The following is a 19,706-nucleotide window of genomic DNA, read 5'->3' as shown; positions in this document are numbered from 1 at the left end:
AGGATTGTCATGAGGAAACTTCTGGAAACCGCATTCAACCGACGCGCAGTCCTGAGTGGTGCCGCGGCTGCCGCGCTGGCCATGCCATCGATCGTGCGGGCGCAGGACCGCAAGCCGGCCAAGGTCTCAATCGGCCGCCAGCCCTACGCGGCCGGCAACTCGCCGCTGACGCAACGCATGATCAACGAAAAGCTGCTCGAGAAGGCGGCCGCCGAACTCGGCTACGACCTGACAGTCGACTGGCGCGACTATCCTTCCGCGCTGCCGATGGTGGAGGCTTTCGTCTCCGGCGATCTCGACATCGGCATGTGGGGCAACACGCCGATCGTGCGGCTGCTTTCGCAGGCGCAGCCGATCAACATCCTCACCGTCGGCGAGGGCCACATGCGCATGGTGCTGGCGACCCGCAAGGGCTCCGCTATCAAGAACATCGGCGACCTCAAGGGCAAGACCGTCGGCGCGCTTGTCGGCGGCGACCCCTACAACGCGCTCTCGCAAATGCTGCTGCAGGAACTGGGCGACGCCGACCCGCGCGCCTTCGGCATCAACATCGTCAACACGCCGACCCAGGCCGTTGCCGCGTCCCTCCCGGAGGGCATGGACGCGTCGGTGGTGATCTACCCGGCCTTCCTCAAGGCGAATGCCGAAACCGGCCTCACCGGGATCATGAATTCGTTCGGCTATACCGAGGCCGGCTACAGCGGACCCGCGGGCGAGGGCGAAGGCCACATGCTGCCCGGCGTCAAGAAGTCGAAATTCTACCCCGACGGCTACTATTTGCACCGTTCCTTCTGGATCTGCAGCGACCGCATCGTCGGCGACGATGCCGCGCTCGGCCAGGCCTTCCTGACGGCCGCGCAACGCGCGCTTGCCGATCTCCAGAAGATCGACCCGCGGGAGATCTCGCAGTCAGTTGTCAAATATTGGGGGCTCGATCCTGCGCTGGGCGCCAAGGTCATCGGCGACGAGGTGCTTTTCCAGCGCGGCTGGATCTGGCCGACCGAAGGCGATGCGGCGGCGATCAGCCAGATCTCCCAGTTCATGGTTGCCGGCAAGATGATTCCTGAGGCGCTGAGCTGGGACCAGGTCAAGGCCGCCTTCGGCAAGGCGGCGCCGCTGCTTCAGAAAGCCTATGAGGGCACGGGCAAGGTGCCGGACGAAAGCGGCTTCACCGACAAGAATGCCAAGGATCTGCGTGGCCTGCCGGCATGGCAGCTCGACCAGTGGAAAGTGCCGTCCTGAGGAGTTCGGGGGGCACGCGCATTCGCAGCAGAGTCATTCAGGGAAGGAAGTTGATCCATGACGTCAGTCGGTTTTGTCGGACTTGGAACCATGGGCGCACCCATGGCCCGCAACGTGCTCAAGGCAGGACATGCGCTGACGGTCTTCGACCTCAACCCCGTGGCGGTGAAAAAACTCGTCGACGCCGGCGCCCGGGCGGCGGCGTCGCCGCGCGAGGTTGCGCAGCAATCGGAAATCGTCATCACCATGCTGCCGGATGCGCCTGATGTGGAGGCCGCCGTGCTCGGTGCCGACGGCATCGGGCATGGCCTCAGGGCCGGCAGCCTCTATATCGACATGAGCACGATCGACCCGCAGACCACCCAGCGTATCGGCGCATGGCTGGCGCAACGCGGCGTGGACATGATCGACAGCCCTGTTGGCAAGACGGTGGAGCACGCCATCGCCGGAACCTCGACGCTGATGATCGGCGGCGATGCCGCCGTGCTGGAGCGCGCGCGCCCGATCCTGTCGAGCATGGGGGCCGACCTCATCCATTGCGGCGGGCTCGGCATGGGGCAGGCAATGAAGCTCACCAACAACCTGCTGGCCAGCGTGCTGATAACGGCCAGCTCCGAGGCGCTGGTCGCCGGCGCCAAGGCGGGCCTGACGCTCGACACCATGATCAACGTGCTGAAGACGACGATGGCCTGGAACCAGCAATTGGCGGTGGCGATGCACAATCGCGCGCTCAAGGGCGACTTCGAGCCAGGCTTCATGGTCAAGCTCGCCCACAAGGATTGCCGGCTTGCCCTGGCGATGAATGATGCGCTCGGCGTCGAGACGCCGGTCGGGGGCGCCACGCTTGCCGTGCTCAGGGAGGCGATGGACGCCGGCATGGCCGGCAAGGATGTTGGCGCCGTGCTGAAGTTGCGCGAAGACGCGACCGGCGTCCAGGTCCGGCTTGCCGGCGCATGACCAAGCCTGGAGCCATAGTGCTGCACGCTGACGACGACGTGGCTGTCCTCGTGGAACCGGTCGAGGCAGGCGCCGAAGTGACGACGCGAGGCGCCCGCGAGGGGGTTGTCCTCAAGGCCGGCGCCGCGTTGCAAGCCGGTCATAAGCTGGCGTTGCACGACCTGGCCGCCGGCTCCACCATACGCAAATACGGCGAGGCGATCGGCCGCCTGACGGCTGCCGTGGCGGCCGGCGACCACGTCCACGTGCACAATCTGCAAAGCCTGCGCGGACGCTGACGCTGGGTCAGCACCCGAACAGGGCCAGACCTTATCGATCGACTATGGCCACGCCGTCCTCGCGGTTGCCTCCCGGCCGGTTCACTGCCACATATCGCAACATCATTCGTTCGATATGAGGTTCTTCATGTCCCCCGACAGCCGTCTGCCGGCACGTGCCCTTGCTCCTCGCCGCCATGACGAGATCCTGAGGCGCCTGAGCGTCCAGGGCTCCGTCAGCGTCGCCGAACTGGCCGGTTTCTTCGACGTCTCGCGCGAGACCATCCGCCGCGACCTGAAGCTGCTTTCTGACCAGGGACGGCTCGGCATCGTGCACGGCGGCGCCGCTCGCTTCGAGCCGAGCGAGCCGGCGATGGGCCTGCGCAGCCGGGAGAATGCGCACGGCAAGGCGGCGATCGGCAGGGCGGCGGCCGGCCTTGTCAGCAGCGGTATGGTGGTCTTCCTCGATTCCGGCACCACCACATTGGCCGTCGCGCATGCCATGAACGACCTGCGCGATCTCACTATCTGCACGACCAGCCTGAAGATTGCACTGCATCTGTGCCATGTCCCCGGCATGCGTGTGCACATACTGGGTGGTGAAGTCGACCCGGGCGAGGAGGCCGCTTCCGGCATCGATGCGCTCGATGCAATGGCGCGCTTTCGCGTCGACATCGCCTTTCTCGGCGGCGGCGCGTTGTCGCCGAATGGCGAGGTGACCGATTTCACCAGGGCCGGTGCCGAGCAGCGCGGCCGCATGATCGCGCTCGCCGGCAAAACCTATTTCGTCCTCGACAGCAGCAAGTTCGGCAAGCTGACGCCGCTCAGGATTCCGAATTTCGACCGCGCCGCCGGCGTTGTCGTCGACGCTCGGCCGCAGCCTGCGCTTGCCGACGCCCTTTTGCAAAAAGGGCCGGAGCTGATCGTCGCATCTTGATGTGATATTTTGTGACTTTTTGACTTGATATTTGGCTTTCCTGTGTTAGCTTGTCGGCCACCCTCAAGATGGCGGAACGCTCATGGCACATGAATTTCCAACGCAGGCACGCGTCGTGATCGTCGGCGGCGGCATCATCGGCTGCTCCGTCGCCTATCACCTGACGAAGCTTGGCTGGGCCGACGTCGTCCTGCTCGAACAGGGGCAGCTCAGCGGCGGCACCACCTGGCATGCCGCGGGCCTGGTCGGGCAATTGCGCAGCCATTCCAACATGACCAGCCTGATCAGATACTCCACTCAACTCTATGGCGAACTGGAGGCCGAGACCGGTCTCGCGACCGGCTGGAAGAATTGCGGCTCGCTGTCGGTGGCGCGCACCGCTGACCGCATGACGGTGCTGAAGCGCACGGCTGCCTCGGCGCGTGCGCAAGGAGTTGAGATCGACGTCATCTCGCCGAGCGAAGCCGGCGATCTGTGGCCGGTCATGGCGACGGACGATCTGGTCGGCGCGGTCTGGCTGCCTGGCGACGGCAAGGCCAATCCGACCGATCTCACGCAATCGCTCGCCAAGGGCGCGCGCAATCGCGGCGCGAGGATATTCGAGCGGGTCAAGGTCACCGGCATCACGGTGAGAAACGGCGTCGCCTGCGGTGTCGAGACCGACCGTGGCGACATCGTCGCCGAGATCGTCGTTAACTGCGCCGGCCAGTGGGCGCGTAAGGTCGGGCTGATGTGCGGTGTTTCGGTGCCGCTGCATTCGGCCGAGCACATGTACATCGTCACGGGCCGGATCGAGGGTGTGCATCCGGACCTGCCCGTCATGCGCGATCCGGACGGCTTCGTCTATTTCAAGGAAGAGGTCGGCGGGCTGGTCATGGGCGGCTTCGAACCGCATGCCAAGCCGTGGGGCATGAACGGCATCCCCGAGAATTTCGAGTTCGCGCTGCTGCCGGACGATTGGGATCAGTTCGAGATTCTGATGGAAAACGCGCTGGTGCGCGTGCCGCAACTGGCGCAAGCCGAGGTCAAGAAGTTCTACAACGGTCCCGAAAGCTTTACGCCCGACAACAATTTTCTCCTCGGCGAGGCGCCGGAGCTGAAGAATTTCTATGTTGGCGCCGGCTTTAACTCGATGGGCATCGCCAGCGCCGGCGGTGCCGGCAAGGCGCTGGCCGAGTGGATCGTCAACGGCGCGCCGACCATGGATTTGTGGCCTGTCGATATCAGGCGCTTCGCCGCCTTCAACAACAATCCGCGCTGGCTGCATGATCGCGTCAAGGAGACGCTCGGTTTGCATTACGCCATGCCGTGGCCGAACCGCGAGCTGGACACCGCCCGACCCTTCCGCCGCTCGCCGCTCTACGACCGGCTGGCCGCCAGGGGCGCCTGCTTCGGTTCCAAGATGGGCTGGGAGCGCGCCAACTGGTTCGCGGCCCCGGGAGAGAGGGCCGGGAACGATTATGCCTTCGGCCGCCAGAACTGGCATGAGGCAGTCAAGCGCGAAATGAAGGCGACGCGCGAGGCTGTTGCCGTATTCGACCAGACCTCTTTCGCCAAGCTTCTCGTGCAGGGCCGCGACGCCTGTGCCCTGCTCAACCGCATCTGCGCCGGCAATGTCGATGTACCGGTCGGTACATCCGTTTACACGGGCGTGCTCAACGCGCGCGGCGGGTACGAAAGCGATCTCACCGTAATGCGACTTGGTGCGCAAAAATTCCTCATCGTCACCGGTTCGGCGCAAGCGGTCCACGACGCCGACTGGATCGCCAGGAACATCCCACCGGACGCACATGCCATCGTGACCGACGTCACCTCGTCCTACGCGGTGCTGGCGCTGATGGGGCCGCGCTCGCGCGATCTCCTGGGCAAATTGTCGTCGGCCGATCTTTCCAACGCCGGCTTCCCCTTCGCCACCATCCGCGAGATCGATATCGGCTACGCTACCGCCTACGCCAACCGCATGACCTATGTCGGCGAGCTCGGCTGGGAGCTGATCGTGCCGACGGAATTCGCCGTCGGCGTCTACGAGGCGCTGCACGAGGCTGGCGGCGAATTCGGCCTCCTGGACGCCGGCTACTACGCGCTTGATGCCTTGCGCATCGAAAAGGGTTTTCGCGCCTGGGGCCGTGAGTTGACGCCTGACATTACCCCCTGGCAGGCGGGGCTTGGCTTCGCCGTCGCCATGGACAAACCGGGTGGCTTCATCGGCCGTGACGCGCTGGTCGAGGCCGAGCCGTCAACGGCGCCGGCAAAACGCATCGTACTGTTCACGCTCGACCATGCCGAGCCGATACTGTGGGGCGGCGAGCTGATCCTGCGCGACGGCAAGCCCGTCGGCGAGGTCCGCTCGGCCGCCTACGGTCACACGCTTGGCCGCTCGGTGGCGCTCGGGCTGATCGAGAACGAGGCGGGCGTCGACGCTGCGTTTCTGGCTAGCGGCCGTTTCGAGATCGATCTTGCTGGCGTTCGCCACGCGGCCACGGCACATTTGCGCACCCCTTACGATCCGAAGTCGGAACGGGTGAAAGCGGATGTGGAGGAGATCAGGGCCGCCGCCTAATCCGCCGACATCGAACGCGCCATGTCGAGGAAGGCGCGCACCAGCTTGCCGCCGCTGCGTTCGCGCAGGCAGATCAGCGCTTCGTCCATCAAGGTCTCAGGCGCGTCGAGCGCGATCGCAGCCAGCCGCGAATCCTGGCCGAATTCGGCCGCCGAGACAAAGCCGATGCCGGCACCCGAGGCGACGATCTCGCGGACGGCTTCACGGCCTTCCGCCTCGATCACCGGCCTGAGTTCGACCTTCGATGCCGCGGCCAGATCCTCGAGCTTCTGGCGCGTCTTGGAGCCGCGCTCCCGCATGACCAGCGATTCCTGCGCGAGTTGCTTGAGGCTCAATGATTTCTTGCCCGACAGCGGATGATCGACCGACGCAAAAGCGATGATCGGCGTCGAATTGAGTTTCAGCACCTCGAAGTCCCGTCCGGTCGGCACCTCGCCCAGCACGCCGATGTCGGCATCATAGCTGTAGAGGCTGCTGATTACCGTCTCGGTGTTGCCGGCGCGTAGCGAAACCTGGACGCCGGGATAGCGCGCGCGAAAACTGCCGAGGATGTGAAGCAGATGATGCGCGGCGTCGGCGACGATGCGCAGCGTGCCGGAGCGCAGGGCGCGCGATTCCGTCAGAAGCTCGAGCGCCTGCTGCTCGGTGTCGAACATGCGGTGGGTAATTTCGAGCAGCTTCTGGCCCGAATGGGTCAGCGTGACCTGCTTCTTGTTCCGGTTGAACAGCAGCACGTCATATTCTTCCTCGAGCTTGCGCACCTGGTCCGAAATTGCCGGCTGCGTCAGGAACAGCGCTTCCGCGGCACGTGAAAACCCGCCTGATATCGCCACCTGGTGAAAGGCTCGCAATTGAACGTAGCGCATGTTCTCAGCTTTCTAGATCCGAGTTCCGGCCGCCACCCTATCATAAGCCTCGCAGGCAAAAAGGCATGAAGGAACGATTCTTCTTATATCTGGGGATGATCGCCCACGGTCACGCACACGTCATGGATACCACGCAGGCTGCGCTCGGCTGGAGGCGCGATTATCCCGCCGGGCAATAATTCGACTGCAAGCCAGATCATCGGGTGAGCTTATACATCAATACAAAATAACGATTTTACAAATACGTCGTTCCAGCCAAGAATGTCTCCACATAAAAAGCAGCGGAGGACACTATGCTCGCCGAGACGAAATTTGCCGCGGAGCCATTGGCCGGTCCGGCGCTGGGCGAGCCGTACCTGCTGACGCCGGGGCCGCTCACCACCTCCTATCCGGTCAAGCAGGCGATGCTGCGCGACTGGGGATCCTGGGACGGCGATTTCCGCGCCATGACGTCAGACATGCGCCGCCGCCTGCTGGCGCTGACCGGCGATGCGAAAGGCGAATTCGACTGTGTGCCGATGCAAGGCAGCGGCTCCTTCTGCGTCGAGGCGATGCTGGGTTCGTTCGTGCCGAAGGACGGCAAGGTTCTGGTCCTGGCCAATGGCGCCTACGGCCTGCGCGCGGCCCAGACCATGCAGTATCTCGGCCGCGCCTATACGCTGATCGACAAGGGCGACTACCTGCCGCCGCGCGGCGACGAGGTGGCCGCCGCCCTCGAGGCCGATCCTGCCATCACGCATGTGATCGCCATCCATTGCGAGACCAGTTCCGGCATCCTCAACCCCGTCGCCGAGATTGCCGAAGCCGTCCATGCCAAGGGCCGCAAGCTGCTGGTCGATTCCATGAGCGCCTTCGGCGCCATCGCGCTCGACGTGAACGAGATCCGCTACGAGGCGATGGTCTCGTCCGCCAACAAGTGCATCGAGGGCGTGCCGGGCTTCGGCTTCATCATCGCCCGCAAGAGCGAATTGGAAGCCGCCAAGGGCCGCAGCCATTCGCTGTCGCTCGACGTCCATGCGCAGTGGGCGCATATGAACAAGACCGGGCAGTGGCGCTACACTCCGCCGACCCATGTCGTCGCCGCCTTCCTCGAAGCGCTTCGCCAGCACGAGGCCGAGGGCGGTGTTGCCGGCCGCGGCGCCCGCTACACCAGGAACCGCGACGTGATGGTGGCCGGCATGCGCGAGCTCGGCTTCGAGACATTGCTCAGGGATCGCTGGCTGTCGCCGATCATCGTCACCTTCTTCAACCCGGCCCACGCCAACTTCGCCTTCGACCGCTTCTACGAGCTGATGAAGGACAAGGGCTTCATCATCTATCCGGGCAAGCTGACCGTCGTCGATAGCTTCCGTATCGGCTGCATCGGCCAGATGGACGAACATGTCATGCGTCGCGTCGTAGAGGCGGCGGCGCAGTCGCTGAAGGAGATGGACGTCGACACCGCCGCTCCTCCCGCGGCGGCAATCGCCGAGCGCGCCAAACTCGCCGCCTGAAGCGGCAGAATTTTTGAGGACTTCGATGAACCAGATGTCTCCCATCAACGTCGCGGTCAACGGCCGCACCTACGCCTGGCCACGTGTCCCGGCCATCGCCATCTGCCTCGACGGCTGCGAGCCGGCCTATCTTGAAGAAGCCATCAAGGCCGGGCTGATGCCGGCGCTGGTCAGGATCAAGCAGAAAGGCACGGTGCGTTTTGCGCATTCTGTCATTCCGAGCTTCACCAACCCCAACAATCTGTCGATAGCCACAGGCCGCCCGCCGTCGGTGCACGGCATTTGCGGCAACTACCTCTACGAGCGCGAAACCGGCAAGGAAGTGATGATGAACGACCCGCGCTTCCTGCGCGCGCCGACCATCTTCCAGGCCTTCTACGATGCCGGCGCCAAGGTCGCGGTGGTCACCGCCAAGGACAAATTGCGTGCGCTGCTCGGCAAGGGCCTCGCCTTCGACGACGGCCGCGCGCTGTGCTTCTCGGCCGAAAAATCCGACACCACCACCAAGGCCGAGCACGGCATCGACAATGCCTCGAAGCACTTTGGGCTGCCGGTGCCGGAAGTCTATTCGGCCGAACTGTCGGAATTCGTCTTCGCCGCCGGCGTCCAACTGCTGAAGGAATTCCGCCCCGACATCATGTATCTGACCACCACCGACTATGTGCAGCACAAATACGCACCCGGCGTGCCGCAGGCCAACGCCTTCTACGAGATGTTCGACAAGTACTTGACCGAGCTTGATGCGCTGGGCGCGGCAATCGTGGTGACCGCCGACCACGGCATGAAGCCCAAGCACAAGCAGGATGGTTCGCCTGACGTCGTCTATGTCCAGGACCTGCTCGACGAATGGCTGGGCAAGGATGCCGCGCGCGTCATCCTGCCGATCACAGATCCCTATGTCGTGCATCACGGCGCGCTAGGCTCGTTCGCCACCGCCTACCTTCCTGACGGCGCCGATCAGGCCGACATCATGGCGCGGCTGGCGAAGATCGACGGCATCATGTTGGTTGTTGACAGCCCGACCGCCTGCGAGCGTTTCGAACTGCCGGCCGACCGCATCGGCGACATCGTGCTGATCTCGACGCAGAACAAGACCATCGGCACCTCGGAACACCGTCACGACCTGGCAGCCCTCAACGAGCCGCTGCGCTCGCATGGCGGGCTGACCGAGCAGGAGGTTCCGTTCATCGTCAACCGCGTGCTGGCCGATTTGCCTGATGAGCCCGTGCTGAGGAACTTCGACGCGTTCTACTACGCGACGATGGCGGCCGCGCTCGCGTGACGGATGGGTCGGGTGCCGGTGTCGCCTCCAAGATGGCGCTGGTCGACCCCACTCCGCCTCGCTCCGCTCGGCACCTCTCCCCGATCGACGGGGGAGAGGAAAGGCGCCAAGCCTGGGGCGCTGACCTCACCTGATTTCCTCTCCCCCGTCGATCGGGGGAGAGGTGGCCCGAAGGGCCGGAGTGGGGGTCGACCCTCGCCGCGACGTACCCAAGAATCTGCTGGAGCAGAGCACATGACCCAACTCGACCCTGCCATCAAAGTTCGCCACGAGCCGATGCGCATCGCCGGCAAGAAGGTTGATGCCGACGACGTTGTCGAGGTGCGCTATCCCTGGAACGACACCGTTATCGGCACCGTGCCCGCCGGCCGCGCCGAGCATGCCCGCCAGGCCTTCGAGATCGCCGCCGGCTACAGGTCGAAGCTGACGCGCTACGAGCGCCAGCAGATCCTGTTCCGCACGGCGGAAAAACTGGCGTCGCGCCGGGAAGAAATATCTGATCTCATTACGCTCGAGCTCGGCATCTCCAAGACGGATTCGCTCTATGAGGTCGGCCGCGCCTATGACGTGTTCACATTGTCGGCGCAGATGTGCATCCAGGATGACGGCCAGATCTTCTCCTGCGATCTCACCCCGCACGGCAAGGCGCGCAAGATCTTCACCACGCGCGAGCCGCTGAAGGCGATCTCGGCGATCACCCCGTTCAACCATCCGCTCAACATGGTCTCGCACAAGGTGGCGCCGGCGATCGCCACCAACAATTGCGTGGTGGTCAAACCGACCGAACTGACGCCGATGACGGCGCTGCTTTTGGCCGACATCCTCTACGAAGCCGGCCTGCCGCCGGAAATGCTCTCGGTGGTGACCGGCTGGCCGGCCGACATCGGCAACGAGATGATCACCAACGACAACATCGACCTGATCACCTTTACCGGCGGCGTGCCGGTCGGCAAGACGATCGCCCGCACCGCCGGCTACAAGCGCCAGGTGCTGGAGCTCGGCGGCAACGATCCGCTGATCGTCCTCAACGATCTCTCGGACGACGATCTGGCCAGGGCCGCGGATCTCGCCGTCGCCGGCGCCACGAAGAACTCCGGCCAGCGCTGCACGGCGGTCAAGCGCATCCTTGTCCAGGAAAGCGTCGCCGACCGTTTCGTGCCGCTGGTGCTGGAGCGGGCCAGGAAGATCCGCTTCGGCGACCCCATGGACCGCACGACAGATCTTGGCACCGTCGTGCACGAGAAGGCGGCGGCACTCTTCGAAGCCCGGGTCCACATGGCCGCCGGGCAGGGCGCCGAAATCCTCTACAATCCGGGCCGGCAAGGCGCGCTGCTGCCGCCGATCGTCGTCGATCGCGTGCCGCACACATCCGAACTGGTGATGGAAGAGACGTTTGGGCCGATCATCCCGATCGTGCGCGCACCGGACGATGACGAGGCGCTGATCAGGCTGTCCAACTCGACCGCCTTCGGCCTGTCCTCGGGCGTCTGCACCAACTCGTTCCCCCGCATGCAGAAATACATTGCCGGCCTTCAGGTCGGCACCGTCAACATCTGGGAAGTGCCGGGCTACCGCATCGAGATGTCGCCCTTCGGCGGCATCAAGGACAGTGGCAATGGCTACAAGGAAGGCGTCATCGAGGCGATGAAGAGCTACACCAATGTGAAGACGTTTTCGCTGCCCTGGTCCTGACCGGACCACTCGGCTGACAGAACAACAGAGAGGGAGCGTTCCACGCTCCCTCATTCGCGTTTCGGAGAGGGTTATGGTCGCGATCAAAGAACTTGTGCATACCGAGGGTGATTCCAACACCACGGCGGCCCGCAGCCGCTGGGATTCCGGCCAGGACGATCCGCGCATCCGCGGACTGCTTGACCGCGACGCTTCGGCCTTCATGCACCAGAGCCTGTCCAGCCCTTGTCTTTCGACGATCGCCAAGGCCGAAGGCATCTGGATCGAGGACACCGCCGGCCGCCGTTTCATGGATTTCCACGGCAACAGCGTGCACCATCTCGGCTATGGCCATCCGAAGCTGGTCGCCGCGATCAAGAAACAGCTCGACGACCTCTGTTTTGCGCCGCGCCGTTTCACCTGCGAACCTGCTGTCGAACTGGCCGAGAAACTGGCGGAACTGGCGCCCGGCGATCTCGGCAAGGTGCTGTTCACGACAGGCGGTTCCGACGCCATCGAGGTGGCGCTGAAGATCGCGCGCGCCGCGACCGGCCGCTTCAAGACGGTTTCGTTCTGGGATGCCTTTCATGGCGCCGGCTTCGGTGCCGCAAGCGTCGGCGGCGAAGCGACCTTCCGTTCCCATATCGCCGGCCCGATGATGACCGGCACCGAACATGTCGCGCCCTGGGACGGCTACCGCTGTCCTTACGGCCACGGCACCCTGGAAGCCTCCGGGCTCGCCTGCGCCAACATGATCGCCTATGTGCTCGGTCGCGAACAGGATGTGGCCGCGGTCGTCGCCGAGCCGATGCGGGCGACGCCCAACCCGCCGCCGCCCGGTTTCTGGAATCGGGTGCGCGAGGCCTGCGACCGGCACGGCACGCTGCTGATCTTCGACGAGATCCCGACCGGCCTTGGCAAGACCGGAAAATTCTTCGCCCATGAGCATGACGGCGTGACGCCGGACATCGTCGTTCTCGGCAAGTCGCTCGGCGGCGGCATCCTGCCGATCGCCGCTGTCATCGCCCGCCGCGATCTCGACGTCACCGGCGGTTTTGCCATCGGTCACTACACCCACGAGAAGAACCCGGTGACGACGCGCGCGGCGCTGACGACGATCGATATCATCCTGGAGGAAGGACTGGTCGAGCGTGCGGCCGAGCTTGGCTGGCATATGCTGGGACGCATGCAGGATCTGATGGGGCGCTCGCCCCATGTCGGCGATGTCAGGGGCAGGGGGCTGATGGTCGGCGTCGAACTTGTCGAGGACCGTACCTCGCGCCAGCCCGCGCGCGATCTTGCCGAACGCGTCTTCTATGCCTGCCTCGAACGGGGGCTGAGCTTCAAGGTCAGCCACGGCAACGTGCTGACGCTGTCACCGCCGCTGGTGATTTCGAAAGCCGATCTCGACCGTGCGCTCGACATCGTCGAACGCGCCGTGCTGACGGCCTGACCGTGAAGGCCGCCCGCACCGACCGCGAGTTCGAATGTCCAGGCATCGATGCCGGCTGCGGGCAAGGGGTGTCGAGCTGGTGACGCTGCCGGACGGCATTTCCGAGGCGGAGCTCAAAGCCGCGGTCGCCGACGCCGATCTGCTCTTGATGTGCTACACGCCAGTCACTGCGGAGGTGATCGACGCGGCGCCCAGGTTGAAGGGCATCGTCAAATATGGCGTCGGTATCGACGCCATCGATATCCCCGCTGCCATGCGGCGCGGTATCCCCGTCGTCAACGTGCCCGAATATGCCGAGGAAACCGTCGCCGAAGGTGCTTTCGCCATGATGGTCGCCCTGGCCAAGCGGCTGCCCGCCATCACCGCGGCGGTATCGCGCGATGGCTGGATCTGGCCCGAGCCGCGCTGGCTGGGCCGCGACATTTCAGGCGCCACGCTCGGGATCGTCGGTTGTGGCAAAATCGGCCGCAGCATGGCGCGCATGGCCGGCCAGGGATTTCATGCGCGGCTTCTTGGCTTCGATCCCGGTGTCGACGCCGAAACGATGCGCGCCGCCGGCATCGAAAAAGCCGACGACCTCCAGGCAATGCTTCGCGCCTGCGACTTCGTCTCAATCCATTGCGTGCTGAACGACAGCACGCGCGGCCTGATCGGCAAGGCTGAACTCGCCTGCCTCAAGCCTTCCGCCATCATCGTCAACGTCTCGCGCGGCGCGCTCATCGACGAGGCGGCCCTTGTCGAGGCGATCGTTTCCGAGCGCATCGGCGGCGCCGGGCTCGACGTCTATTCGGTCGAGCCGCTGGCCAAGTCGGGCCATCCGTTGGGCGCGCTTTTCGGCCGCGACGACGTCATCCTGTTCCCGCACCTCACCTTCTTTACGCATCAGGCGATGCGCCGGCTCGAGGACGACACGCTCGCTCGCTGCTTTGAGATTCTCGACGGCCGGCCGGTGACCGTGCGCTCGTCCGACCCGCGGTTGCGGGCGCAGACTTCTGGCGTTTCATTCGTCTGATCACCACCTGCTCGAACGCTTCGACGGCCTGCCCTGAGCAGGCCGAAACATGTTCACGACATGACTGCGACGGTTTCACGACAACTATCAGATGAAGTTTGCCTGTCATAAAATAAATAGATTTTACTTATCGATCTCCAATCCCCAGAGTTGCACTTAACGACGACGCTGCCGGCACCCATCGAAGCAGAAGCAGCCGGCGCGGTCGCCACAGTGCATCGCAGAATGTGCCATCAATCAAAAAAGGGGAACTGGACATGAAATCACGCAACGCAACCATGGTCGCGGCTTTCGCCGCGTTGCTGGCGTCGGCTGCCCTCGTCGGACCGGCGATGGCAGATGGCGTCGTCACCATCTACTCCGCCGATGGCCTGCATGACGGCAACGGCAGCTGGTTCGAAACCGAGTTCGCCGCCTTCACCAAGGCCACCGGCATCAAGGTGCAGTATATCGAGGCTGGTTCGGGCGGTGTCGTCGAGCGTGTCGCCAAGGAGAAGTCGAACCCGCAAGCGGACGTGCTGGTGACATTGCCGCCCTTCGTGCAGCGCGCCGCCGCCGGCGGCCTGCTGCAGGATTACAAGCCCGAAGGGGCGAACCAGATCGACGGCGGCACCGACAAATACCGGCCGCTGGTCAACAACTACATGAACTTCATCTACAACAGCGCCGTGCTTTCGGAAGCGCCGAAGAGCTACGACGATCTGCTGGACCCGAAATTCAAGGGCAAGATCCAATACTCGACGCCCGGCCAGGCCGGCGACGGCACCGCTGTCATGCTGCAGATCATCCATGCCTTCGGCGGCGAGGATGCAGGTTTCGAGTTCATGAGGAAATTGCAGGACAACAATGTCGGCCCCTCCGCTTCGACCGGCAAGCTGACGGCGCTGGTCAACAAGGGCGAGCTGCATGTCGCCAACGGCGATTTGCAGATGAACATGTCGCAAATGGCCGACAATCCCAACATCAAGGTGTTCTGGCCGGCGGGGCCTGACGGCGTGCGCTCCACCTTTGCGCTGCCCTATGAGATCGGCCTGGTAACCGGCGCGCCCAATGCCGACAACGGCAAGAAGCTGATCGACTTCCTGCTCTCAAAGGAAGCTCAGTCGAAGGTCAGCTCCGTGGCTCTTGGTCTGCCGGCCCGCAAGGATGTGACGCCGAACGACGCCAATTTCGCGAAGGCGCAAGAGGCGATGAAGGGCCTGACCATCTGGTCGCCGAACTGGGATGACGCTCTGGCCAAGCTGCCTGACTACGTCAAGCGGTGGAACGAAGCGACCGGAAGTTGATCCCTGCCAATCCGGAGGACCATGCCATGTCGGCCGCCGCTTTTACTGGGACCAGTGTCATGGACATCGACGCCGCGAAGGTTCGCGGCGCCGGCTCCAACGTCCATTTCGACAAGGTTGTTGTCGCCTATGGCGCTCACGTCGTCTTGCATCCGCTGACCCTGGATATTGCTCCCGGCGAGATCCTGGCGATGATCGGCCCATCCGGCTCCGGCAAGACCACCGCCTTGCGGGCGGTGGCCGGCTTCGTGCGGCCGAGAAGCGGACGAATCCGCATTGGCGCGACGGATGTGACCGATCTGCCGCCTTATGAGCGCGGGCTCGGCATGGTGGTTCAAAACTACGCGCTGTTTCCGCATATGCGGGTCGAGGACAACGTCGCCTTCGGCCTCAGGGCTCAGGGAGCCGACAAGGCGCTGATCGCCGAGCGGGTCAAGGATGCGCTCGGTACCGTCGGCATGGCTGCCTATGCAGGACGCTATCCGCGCGAGCTTTCCGGCGGCCAGCAGCAGCGTGTCGCGATTGCGCGCGCTCTTGCCGTGCGGCCCCGCGTGCTGCTGCTTGACGAGCCGCTTTCGGCGCTGGACGCACAGATCCGCCGCAATATGGTCGAGGAGATCGCCAGGCTGCACCGCAGCCTGCCGGGCCTGACGATCCTCTATGTCACTCACGACCAGACAGAGGCGCTCACCCTCGCCGACAAGATCGCCATCATGCGCGACGGCTCGGTCTGTTCGCATGGACCGACGACCGAGCTCTACCGCCGCCCGCCCAACCGCTTCACCGCCGAGTTCCTCGGCCGCGCCAATCTACTGCCGGTCACCATTGCCGAGGCTGCCGGCTCCAAGGGTTTTGCCGCGGCAAGGCATGGCGACGCGGTGCTGATGGGCACCGGCCGTGACGAGAAGGCCGGCGACAAGAGCCTGCTTTGTATCAGGCCCCAGCACCTCAGCCTGACGGCCGATGGCGACCATACCAATCGCATTGTCGGCACGCTCCTGGAGGTGCACTGGCAAGGCGAACTCACCCATCTCGTGCTCGATGTCGACGGCACGACGGTGCGCGTCTCGGCGACGAGACTGCCGATGGCCCTGCCGGAACCCGGCGCCAAGGTGCCGCTGTTCTTCGCGCCCACCGACACCTCGCTCGTTCCGGAAGACGCCGGTGTCTGAGGCTGTCGCTATCGCCTCGCCAGCGGTCAGGAGAGAGCCTGGCAGATTCTGGATCGTGCCGCCGGCCGCACTCCTGGCCCTGCTGTTCTTCTATCCGCTGGCGCTCATCGCCCGGCAGGCCTTCCTGGACGACAGCGGCGTTGCCAATGTCGCCGAAGTGATCCGCGTCCTGCATTCGCGCTTCTTCCTCAACGCGCTGATCAACACGGTGACGATTTCGGTGACCGCGACTGCCGGGTGCCTGATCGTCGGTCTCGTGCTGGCACTGATCCTGGCCTTCGTTCCGTTCCCCGGCAGCGGCTTCATTGCCAGGCTGATCGACACCTTCATCGCATTGCCGACCTTCCTGGTGACGCTCGCCTTCACCTTTCTCTACGGCTCCGCAGGCATGCTCAACGCAGGGCTGATGGAGACCTTTTCACTGCCGTCGCCGCCCGTCGATTTTCTCTATTCGAGCTGGGGCGTGGTGCTGGCCGAGGTCACTGTCTACACGCCGTTCATCCTGCGGCCGCTGCTTGCCGCCTTCTCGCTGGTGGACCGCGGCCAGATCGAAGCGGCAAGCGTGCTCGGCGCGCGGTCGTTCCGCATCGTGCGCCAAATCATCCTGCCGGCCGCCATTCCGGCACTCATTGCCGGCGGGAGCCTCTGCCTGCTGCTCACCGTCAACGAGTTCGGCATCGTGCTGTTCATCGGCGCCAAGGGGGTCATCACGCTGCCGCTGCTGATCTATGGCAAGGCGATCCAGGAATCGGCCTATCAGGTCGCCTGCATCATCGCCCTGATCAACATCGCGCTGTCGCTCGGCCTGTTCGGGCTCTATCGTTTCGCAGCCGGCCGGCTGGGGGTCTAGCCATGCTGGTCTGGTCCCGCTCCGGTCGCCTCGTTCTGTGGCTCCTCTTCGCGCTGATCTTCGGTGTGCTGTTCCTGGCGCCGCTTGCGGTCATTCTCCTGTCCAGCCTTGCCGGCCAGTGGAACGGGGTGCTGCCGAGCAGCCTGACGACGGAACACTACAGCGACGTCTTGCACGGCGCGGCCGGCGATGCGGTCAAGGCGAGCCTTCTCACCGGTTTTGCAGCCAGCGCGCTGGCGCTGGTCAGCGGCACCTGGGCGGCGCTGTCGCTGCGGGTCCAGGGGCATGCGCTGCGGCGCCTGCTCGGCCTGTTGTTCTTCATCCCCAGCGCCGTGCCTTCGGTCTCCGTCGGCCTTGGCCTGCTGGTCGCCTTCAGCCATCCGCCGCTGCTGCTCAACGGTACGATCGCGATCGTCATGATCGCGCACTTCGTGCTGATATCGGCCTTCACCTTCGGCAATGTGTCGGCCGGACTGGCGCGGCTCTCGCCCGACTTCGAGCAGGTGGCATCGAGCCTCGGCGCGCGGCCGGCCTACCGCCTCTGGCACGTCACCTTGCCTCTGCTCGCACCCTATCTGGTCGCAGCGTTCGGGCTCAGCTTCGCACTGTCGATGGGTGAACTCGGCGCCACCGTGATGGTCTATCCGCCGGGTTGGGTGACGCTGCCGGTGTCGATCTTCAGCCTCACCGACCGAGGCGACATCTTTGCGGGAGCAGCGCTCACCATGATCCTGGTGGTGGCGACCCTGGCGCTGCTGCTCGGTTTGGAGCGCATCACCGCCCGCGCCACGGGATCGTAGCGCTGCCTCAGCCGGGTTTGCGTTCGACGATGTAGATGTGATCCGCGGCCAACACAACTTCGTCGCGCTGGTTGATCACCTCGCAGCGTTCGATGACCCGGCCCGCGGCCGGCCGCTTCGGATCGTCCTGCTTGGCTGCGATGGTGGTGCGCGTGCGGATCGTGTCGCCGATGAACACCGGCTTGATGAAACGCAGCCGATCATAGCCATAGGAGAAGGCAACGGGATTGACGACGCTTGCCGTCAGTCCGATGCCGACCGAGAACACCAGCGTGCCGTGCGCGATGCGCTGGCCGAACGGCGTCGTCTTCATGAACTCGGCGTCCATGTGGTGCGGGAAGAAATCGCCTGTGTGGCCGGCATGGACGACGAAATCGGTCTCGGTAATGGTGCGGCCGCTGGTCAGCCGCGAGGAGCCGATCTCGTAGTCTTCGAAATAAATTATCTGTTCCATGTCCTGCCTTACGGCTTTTCGGCCAGCGGCGTCGCCGGCGCCGCGCTCGATTTATAGGCGGCTTCCACCAGCGCCATCGTGCTCCAGGCGTCCTCGACCGAGCTGACCAACTCGTCGTCTTCTCCGCAAGCAAAGCGCTGGACATTGGCCATGCGCCCGACAAAGGCATCGGGGAACCATTCGCCGGCGAGTGGCACGGCAATCCAATCCGTCCCGCCTTTCGGGTATATTTCCAGGACATCCGGTTCGCCGCGGGGATAGTCGAGGTTGAGGCCGAGTTTGAGATAGGCCGCGCCCTCGGTGCCGCAGATGCGGAATTCGCAGGCCTGGTGCCGGCGCCCGAACTTGTGGTCATGGTTGATCGACAGAGCGCAGCGCACGGTGTCGCCATAGTCGAGGATGGCGCTGGTGCGCGTCTGTGCCACCGTATGGTTGGGATGGCCGAGCGTCTTGGCGTGCACCCCTCTTGGGTCGCCAAGCAATTGCCTGACAAGGTCCAGATAGTGGATCGAATGCATGGCGATCTCGACACGCGGCGCCTTGAGCAGGAATTCCCACAGTTCCCAAGGTGTGGCCAGCGCCAGCCAGGCATCGAAGTCGACGACCTCGCCGAGCCATCCCTTGGCGATGGCGTCCTTGAGCGCCAGCATCATCGGCGCGAAACGCAATTGGAAATTCACCGCAGCCTTGAGCTTCCTGGCGCGGCAGATTTCGAGGATTTCGGTTGCCTCGCCGAGATAGTTGCCCATCGGCTTCTGGATCAGTGCGACCGCCCCCTCGGGAAGCGCCTTCAGGATCTCGGCATGCCGACCGGGCGGTGTCGCGAGATCAAAGATCGCATCGTTGATTCCGGCGGCTTCTTCCACGGAGCGGAATGCGGTGACACCCCATTTCTCGGCCAACGTCCGCGCCTTGGCCTGGTCCGGATCATAGAGGCCGGCAACCGGAAACTCGGCCTTCCGGTAGGCGGGAAAATGGGCATCGCCGACAATCGAACCTGCGCCGAAGGTGACGATCGGCCGGGGCTTTGTAGGCTTGGGCCAGGACTGGATGAGTGAGGCAGGGTCGAAACCGCCTTCAGTCATGATGGAAGACCTCGTCCATCGAAGCCCACCATTCGCCCTCCTTGCGGGTCGCCAGCGGCTCCTGGCAAGGCATGCAGAGGGCCCACCATTCCTGTGTTTTCGGGTCTGCCGCCATCTTGGCCATGTCGGCGGCATAGTCGGTGCCGTGGTATTCGAAATAGGCAAACAGCAGGTTCTCCGGCCGCTTCAGGTAGATCGAATAGTTCTCGATGTTGCAAGCCGAGATCATGGTCAGCACGTCGGGCCAGACGGCGGCATGGAGGCGCACATACTCCTCGACCTTTTCCGGCTTCAATCCCAGAACCATTCCCATCCGCTGCATGTTCGTT

At 64.2% G+C, this 19,706-nt stretch carries 18 protein-coding genes; 14 read left to right on the top strand and 4 right to left on the bottom strand.

Annotation, left to right across the window (positions count from 1 at the left end):
- Window positions 1-9 precede the first annotated feature (9 nt).
- The 5 genes from FJ867_RS20870 to FJ867_RS20850 all read left to right on the top strand — a co-directional run bounded on the left by FJ867_RS20870 (window position 10) and on the right by FJ867_RS20850 (window position 5,953).
- Window positions 10-1,242 carry a PhnD/SsuA/transferrin family substrate-binding protein gene (locus FJ867_RS20870; protein WP_140497572.1) on the top strand — a complete coding sequence of 411 codons (1,233 nt, stop codon included), beginning with the start codon at window positions 10-12 and terminating at the stop codon, window positions 1,240-1,242.
- Between the two features lie 57 nt (window positions 1,243-1,299).
- The gene (locus FJ867_RS20865; protein WP_140555617.1) at window positions 1,300-2,199 is read left to right on the top strand and encodes an NAD(P)-dependent oxidoreductase; all 900 of its coding nucleotides are present in this window, start codon (window positions 1,300-1,302) and stop codon (window positions 2,197-2,199) included.
- On the top strand, window positions 2,196-2,477 hold the full coding sequence (locus FJ867_RS20860; protein ID WP_140497576.1) for a UxaA family hydrolase: 282 nt from the start codon (window positions 2,196-2,198) through the stop codon (window positions 2,475-2,477). The genes FJ867_RS20865 and FJ867_RS20860 overlap by 4 nt, the downstream gene beginning before the upstream one ends.
- A gap of 127 nt (window positions 2,478-2,604) precedes the next feature.
- On the top strand, window positions 2,605-3,393 hold the full coding sequence (locus FJ867_RS20855) for a DeoR/GlpR family DNA-binding transcription regulator (RefSeq protein ID WP_140675160.1): 789 nt from the start codon (window positions 2,605-2,607) through the stop codon (window positions 3,391-3,393).
- An 82-nt stretch (window positions 3,394-3,475) separates the two neighbouring features.
- Window positions 3,476-5,953, top strand: a complete 2,478-nt coding sequence (locus FJ867_RS20850) for an FAD-dependent oxidoreductase (protein WP_140818462.1) — start codon at window positions 3,476-3,478, stop codon at window positions 5,951-5,953.
- Here the strand turns inward: FJ867_RS20850 and FJ867_RS20845 are convergent.
- Complete coding sequence (locus FJ867_RS20845; RefSeq protein WP_140583905.1) at window positions 5,950-6,819, bottom strand: LysR substrate-binding domain-containing protein; 870 nt, start codon at window positions 6,817-6,819, stop codon at window positions 5,950-5,952. The two genes, FJ867_RS20850 and FJ867_RS20845, sit on opposite strands and share 4 nt — an antisense overlap.
- A 293-nt stretch (window positions 6,820-7,112) precedes the next feature.
- On the opposite strand from FJ867_RS20845, the gene FJ867_RS20840 reads away from it, so the two are divergent.
- The 9 genes from FJ867_RS20840 (at window position 7,113) to FJ867_RS20800 (ending at window position 17,838) form a co-directional block, all read left to right on the top strand.
- Entirely contained in the window at window positions 7,113-8,312 is a 1,200-nt protein-coding gene (locus tag FJ867_RS20840) for a 2-aminoethylphosphonate--pyruvate transaminase (protein ID WP_140497584.1), read from the top strand.
- Window positions 8,313-8,337: 25 nt separating this feature from the next.
- Entirely contained in the window at window positions 8,338-9,594 is a 1,257-nt protein-coding gene (phnA, locus tag FJ867_RS20835) for a phosphonoacetate hydrolase (protein WP_140514498.1), read from the top strand.
- A 234-nt stretch (window positions 9,595-9,828) separates the two neighbouring features.
- Window positions 9,829-11,286 (top strand): phosphonoacetaldehyde dehydrogenase, encoded by a 1,458-nt coding sequence (gene phnY, locus FJ867_RS20830; protein ID WP_140818460.1) that lies wholly within the window; start codon window positions 9,829-9,831, stop codon window positions 11,284-11,286.
- A 73-nt stretch (window positions 11,287-11,359) separates the two neighbouring features.
- Complete coding sequence (locus FJ867_RS20825; protein WP_140818458.1) at window positions 11,360-12,718, top strand: aspartate aminotransferase family protein; 1,359 nt, start codon at window positions 11,360-11,362, stop codon at window positions 12,716-12,718.
- A gap of 34 nt (window positions 12,719-12,752) precedes the next feature.
- Entirely contained in the window at window positions 12,753-13,730 is a 978-nt protein-coding gene (locus FJ867_RS20820) for an NAD(P)-dependent oxidoreductase (RefSeq protein WP_140818456.1), read from the top strand.
- A gap of 257 nt (window positions 13,731-13,987) precedes the next feature.
- Window positions 13,988-15,016 carry a 2-aminoethylphosphonate ABC transporter substrate-binding protein gene (locus FJ867_RS20815; protein ID WP_140818455.1) on the top strand — a complete coding sequence of 343 codons (1,029 nt, stop codon included), beginning with the start codon at window positions 13,988-13,990 and terminating at the stop codon, window positions 15,014-15,016.
- A 59-nt stretch (window positions 15,017-15,075) separates the two neighbouring features.
- Window positions 15,076-16,188, top strand: coding sequence for an ATP-binding cassette domain-containing protein (locus FJ867_RS20810; protein ID WP_224646565.1), 1,113 nt, complete (start codon window positions 15,076-15,078; stop codon window positions 16,186-16,188).
- Window positions 16,181-17,038: a 2-aminoethylphosphonate ABC transporter permease subunit gene (locus FJ867_RS20805; RefSeq protein ID WP_140497597.1), complete on the top strand. Its 858-nt coding sequence runs from the start codon at window positions 16,181-16,183 to the stop codon at window positions 17,036-17,038. The genes FJ867_RS20810 and FJ867_RS20805 overlap by 8 nt, the downstream gene beginning before the upstream one ends.
- A 2-nt stretch (window positions 17,039-17,040) precedes the next feature.
- Window positions 17,041-17,838: an ABC transporter permease subunit gene (locus tag FJ867_RS20800; RefSeq protein ID WP_140514512.1), complete on the top strand. Its 798-nt coding sequence runs from the start codon at window positions 17,041-17,043 to the stop codon at window positions 17,836-17,838.
- 7 nt (window positions 17,839-17,845) lie between these two features.
- Here FJ867_RS20800 and FJ867_RS20795 read toward each other — a convergent pair whose 3' ends face one another.
- Genes FJ867_RS20795 through FJ867_RS20785 form a run of 3 tightly spaced genes read right to left on the bottom strand, consistent with a single transcriptional unit; the run spans window position 17,846 to window position 19,699 of the window.
- Window positions 17,846-18,292, bottom strand: a complete 447-nt coding sequence (locus FJ867_RS20795) for a MaoC/PaaZ C-terminal domain-containing protein (RefSeq protein WP_140562340.1) — start codon at window positions 18,290-18,292, stop codon at window positions 17,846-17,848.
- Between the two features lie 8 nt (window positions 18,293-18,300).
- Entirely contained in the window at window positions 18,301-19,377 is a 1,077-nt protein-coding gene (locus FJ867_RS20790; RefSeq protein ID WP_140818453.1) for a Gfo/Idh/MocA family oxidoreductase, read from the bottom strand.
- Entirely contained in the window at window positions 19,370-19,699 is a 330-nt protein-coding gene (locus FJ867_RS20785; RefSeq protein WP_140497605.1) for an L-rhamnose mutarotase, read from the bottom strand. Before FJ867_RS20785 ends, FJ867_RS20790 begins: the two co-directional genes overlap by 8 nt.
- Window positions 19,700-19,706: the final 7 nt, after the last annotated feature.

Origin of the sequence: Mesorhizobium sp. B2-5-3, assembly GCF_006441005.1 — a bacterium.
Classification (GTDB): Bacteria; Pseudomonadota; Alphaproteobacteria; order Rhizobiales; family Rhizobiaceae; genus Mesorhizobium.
This window is presented reverse-complemented; position numbering and strand designations above follow the sequence as displayed.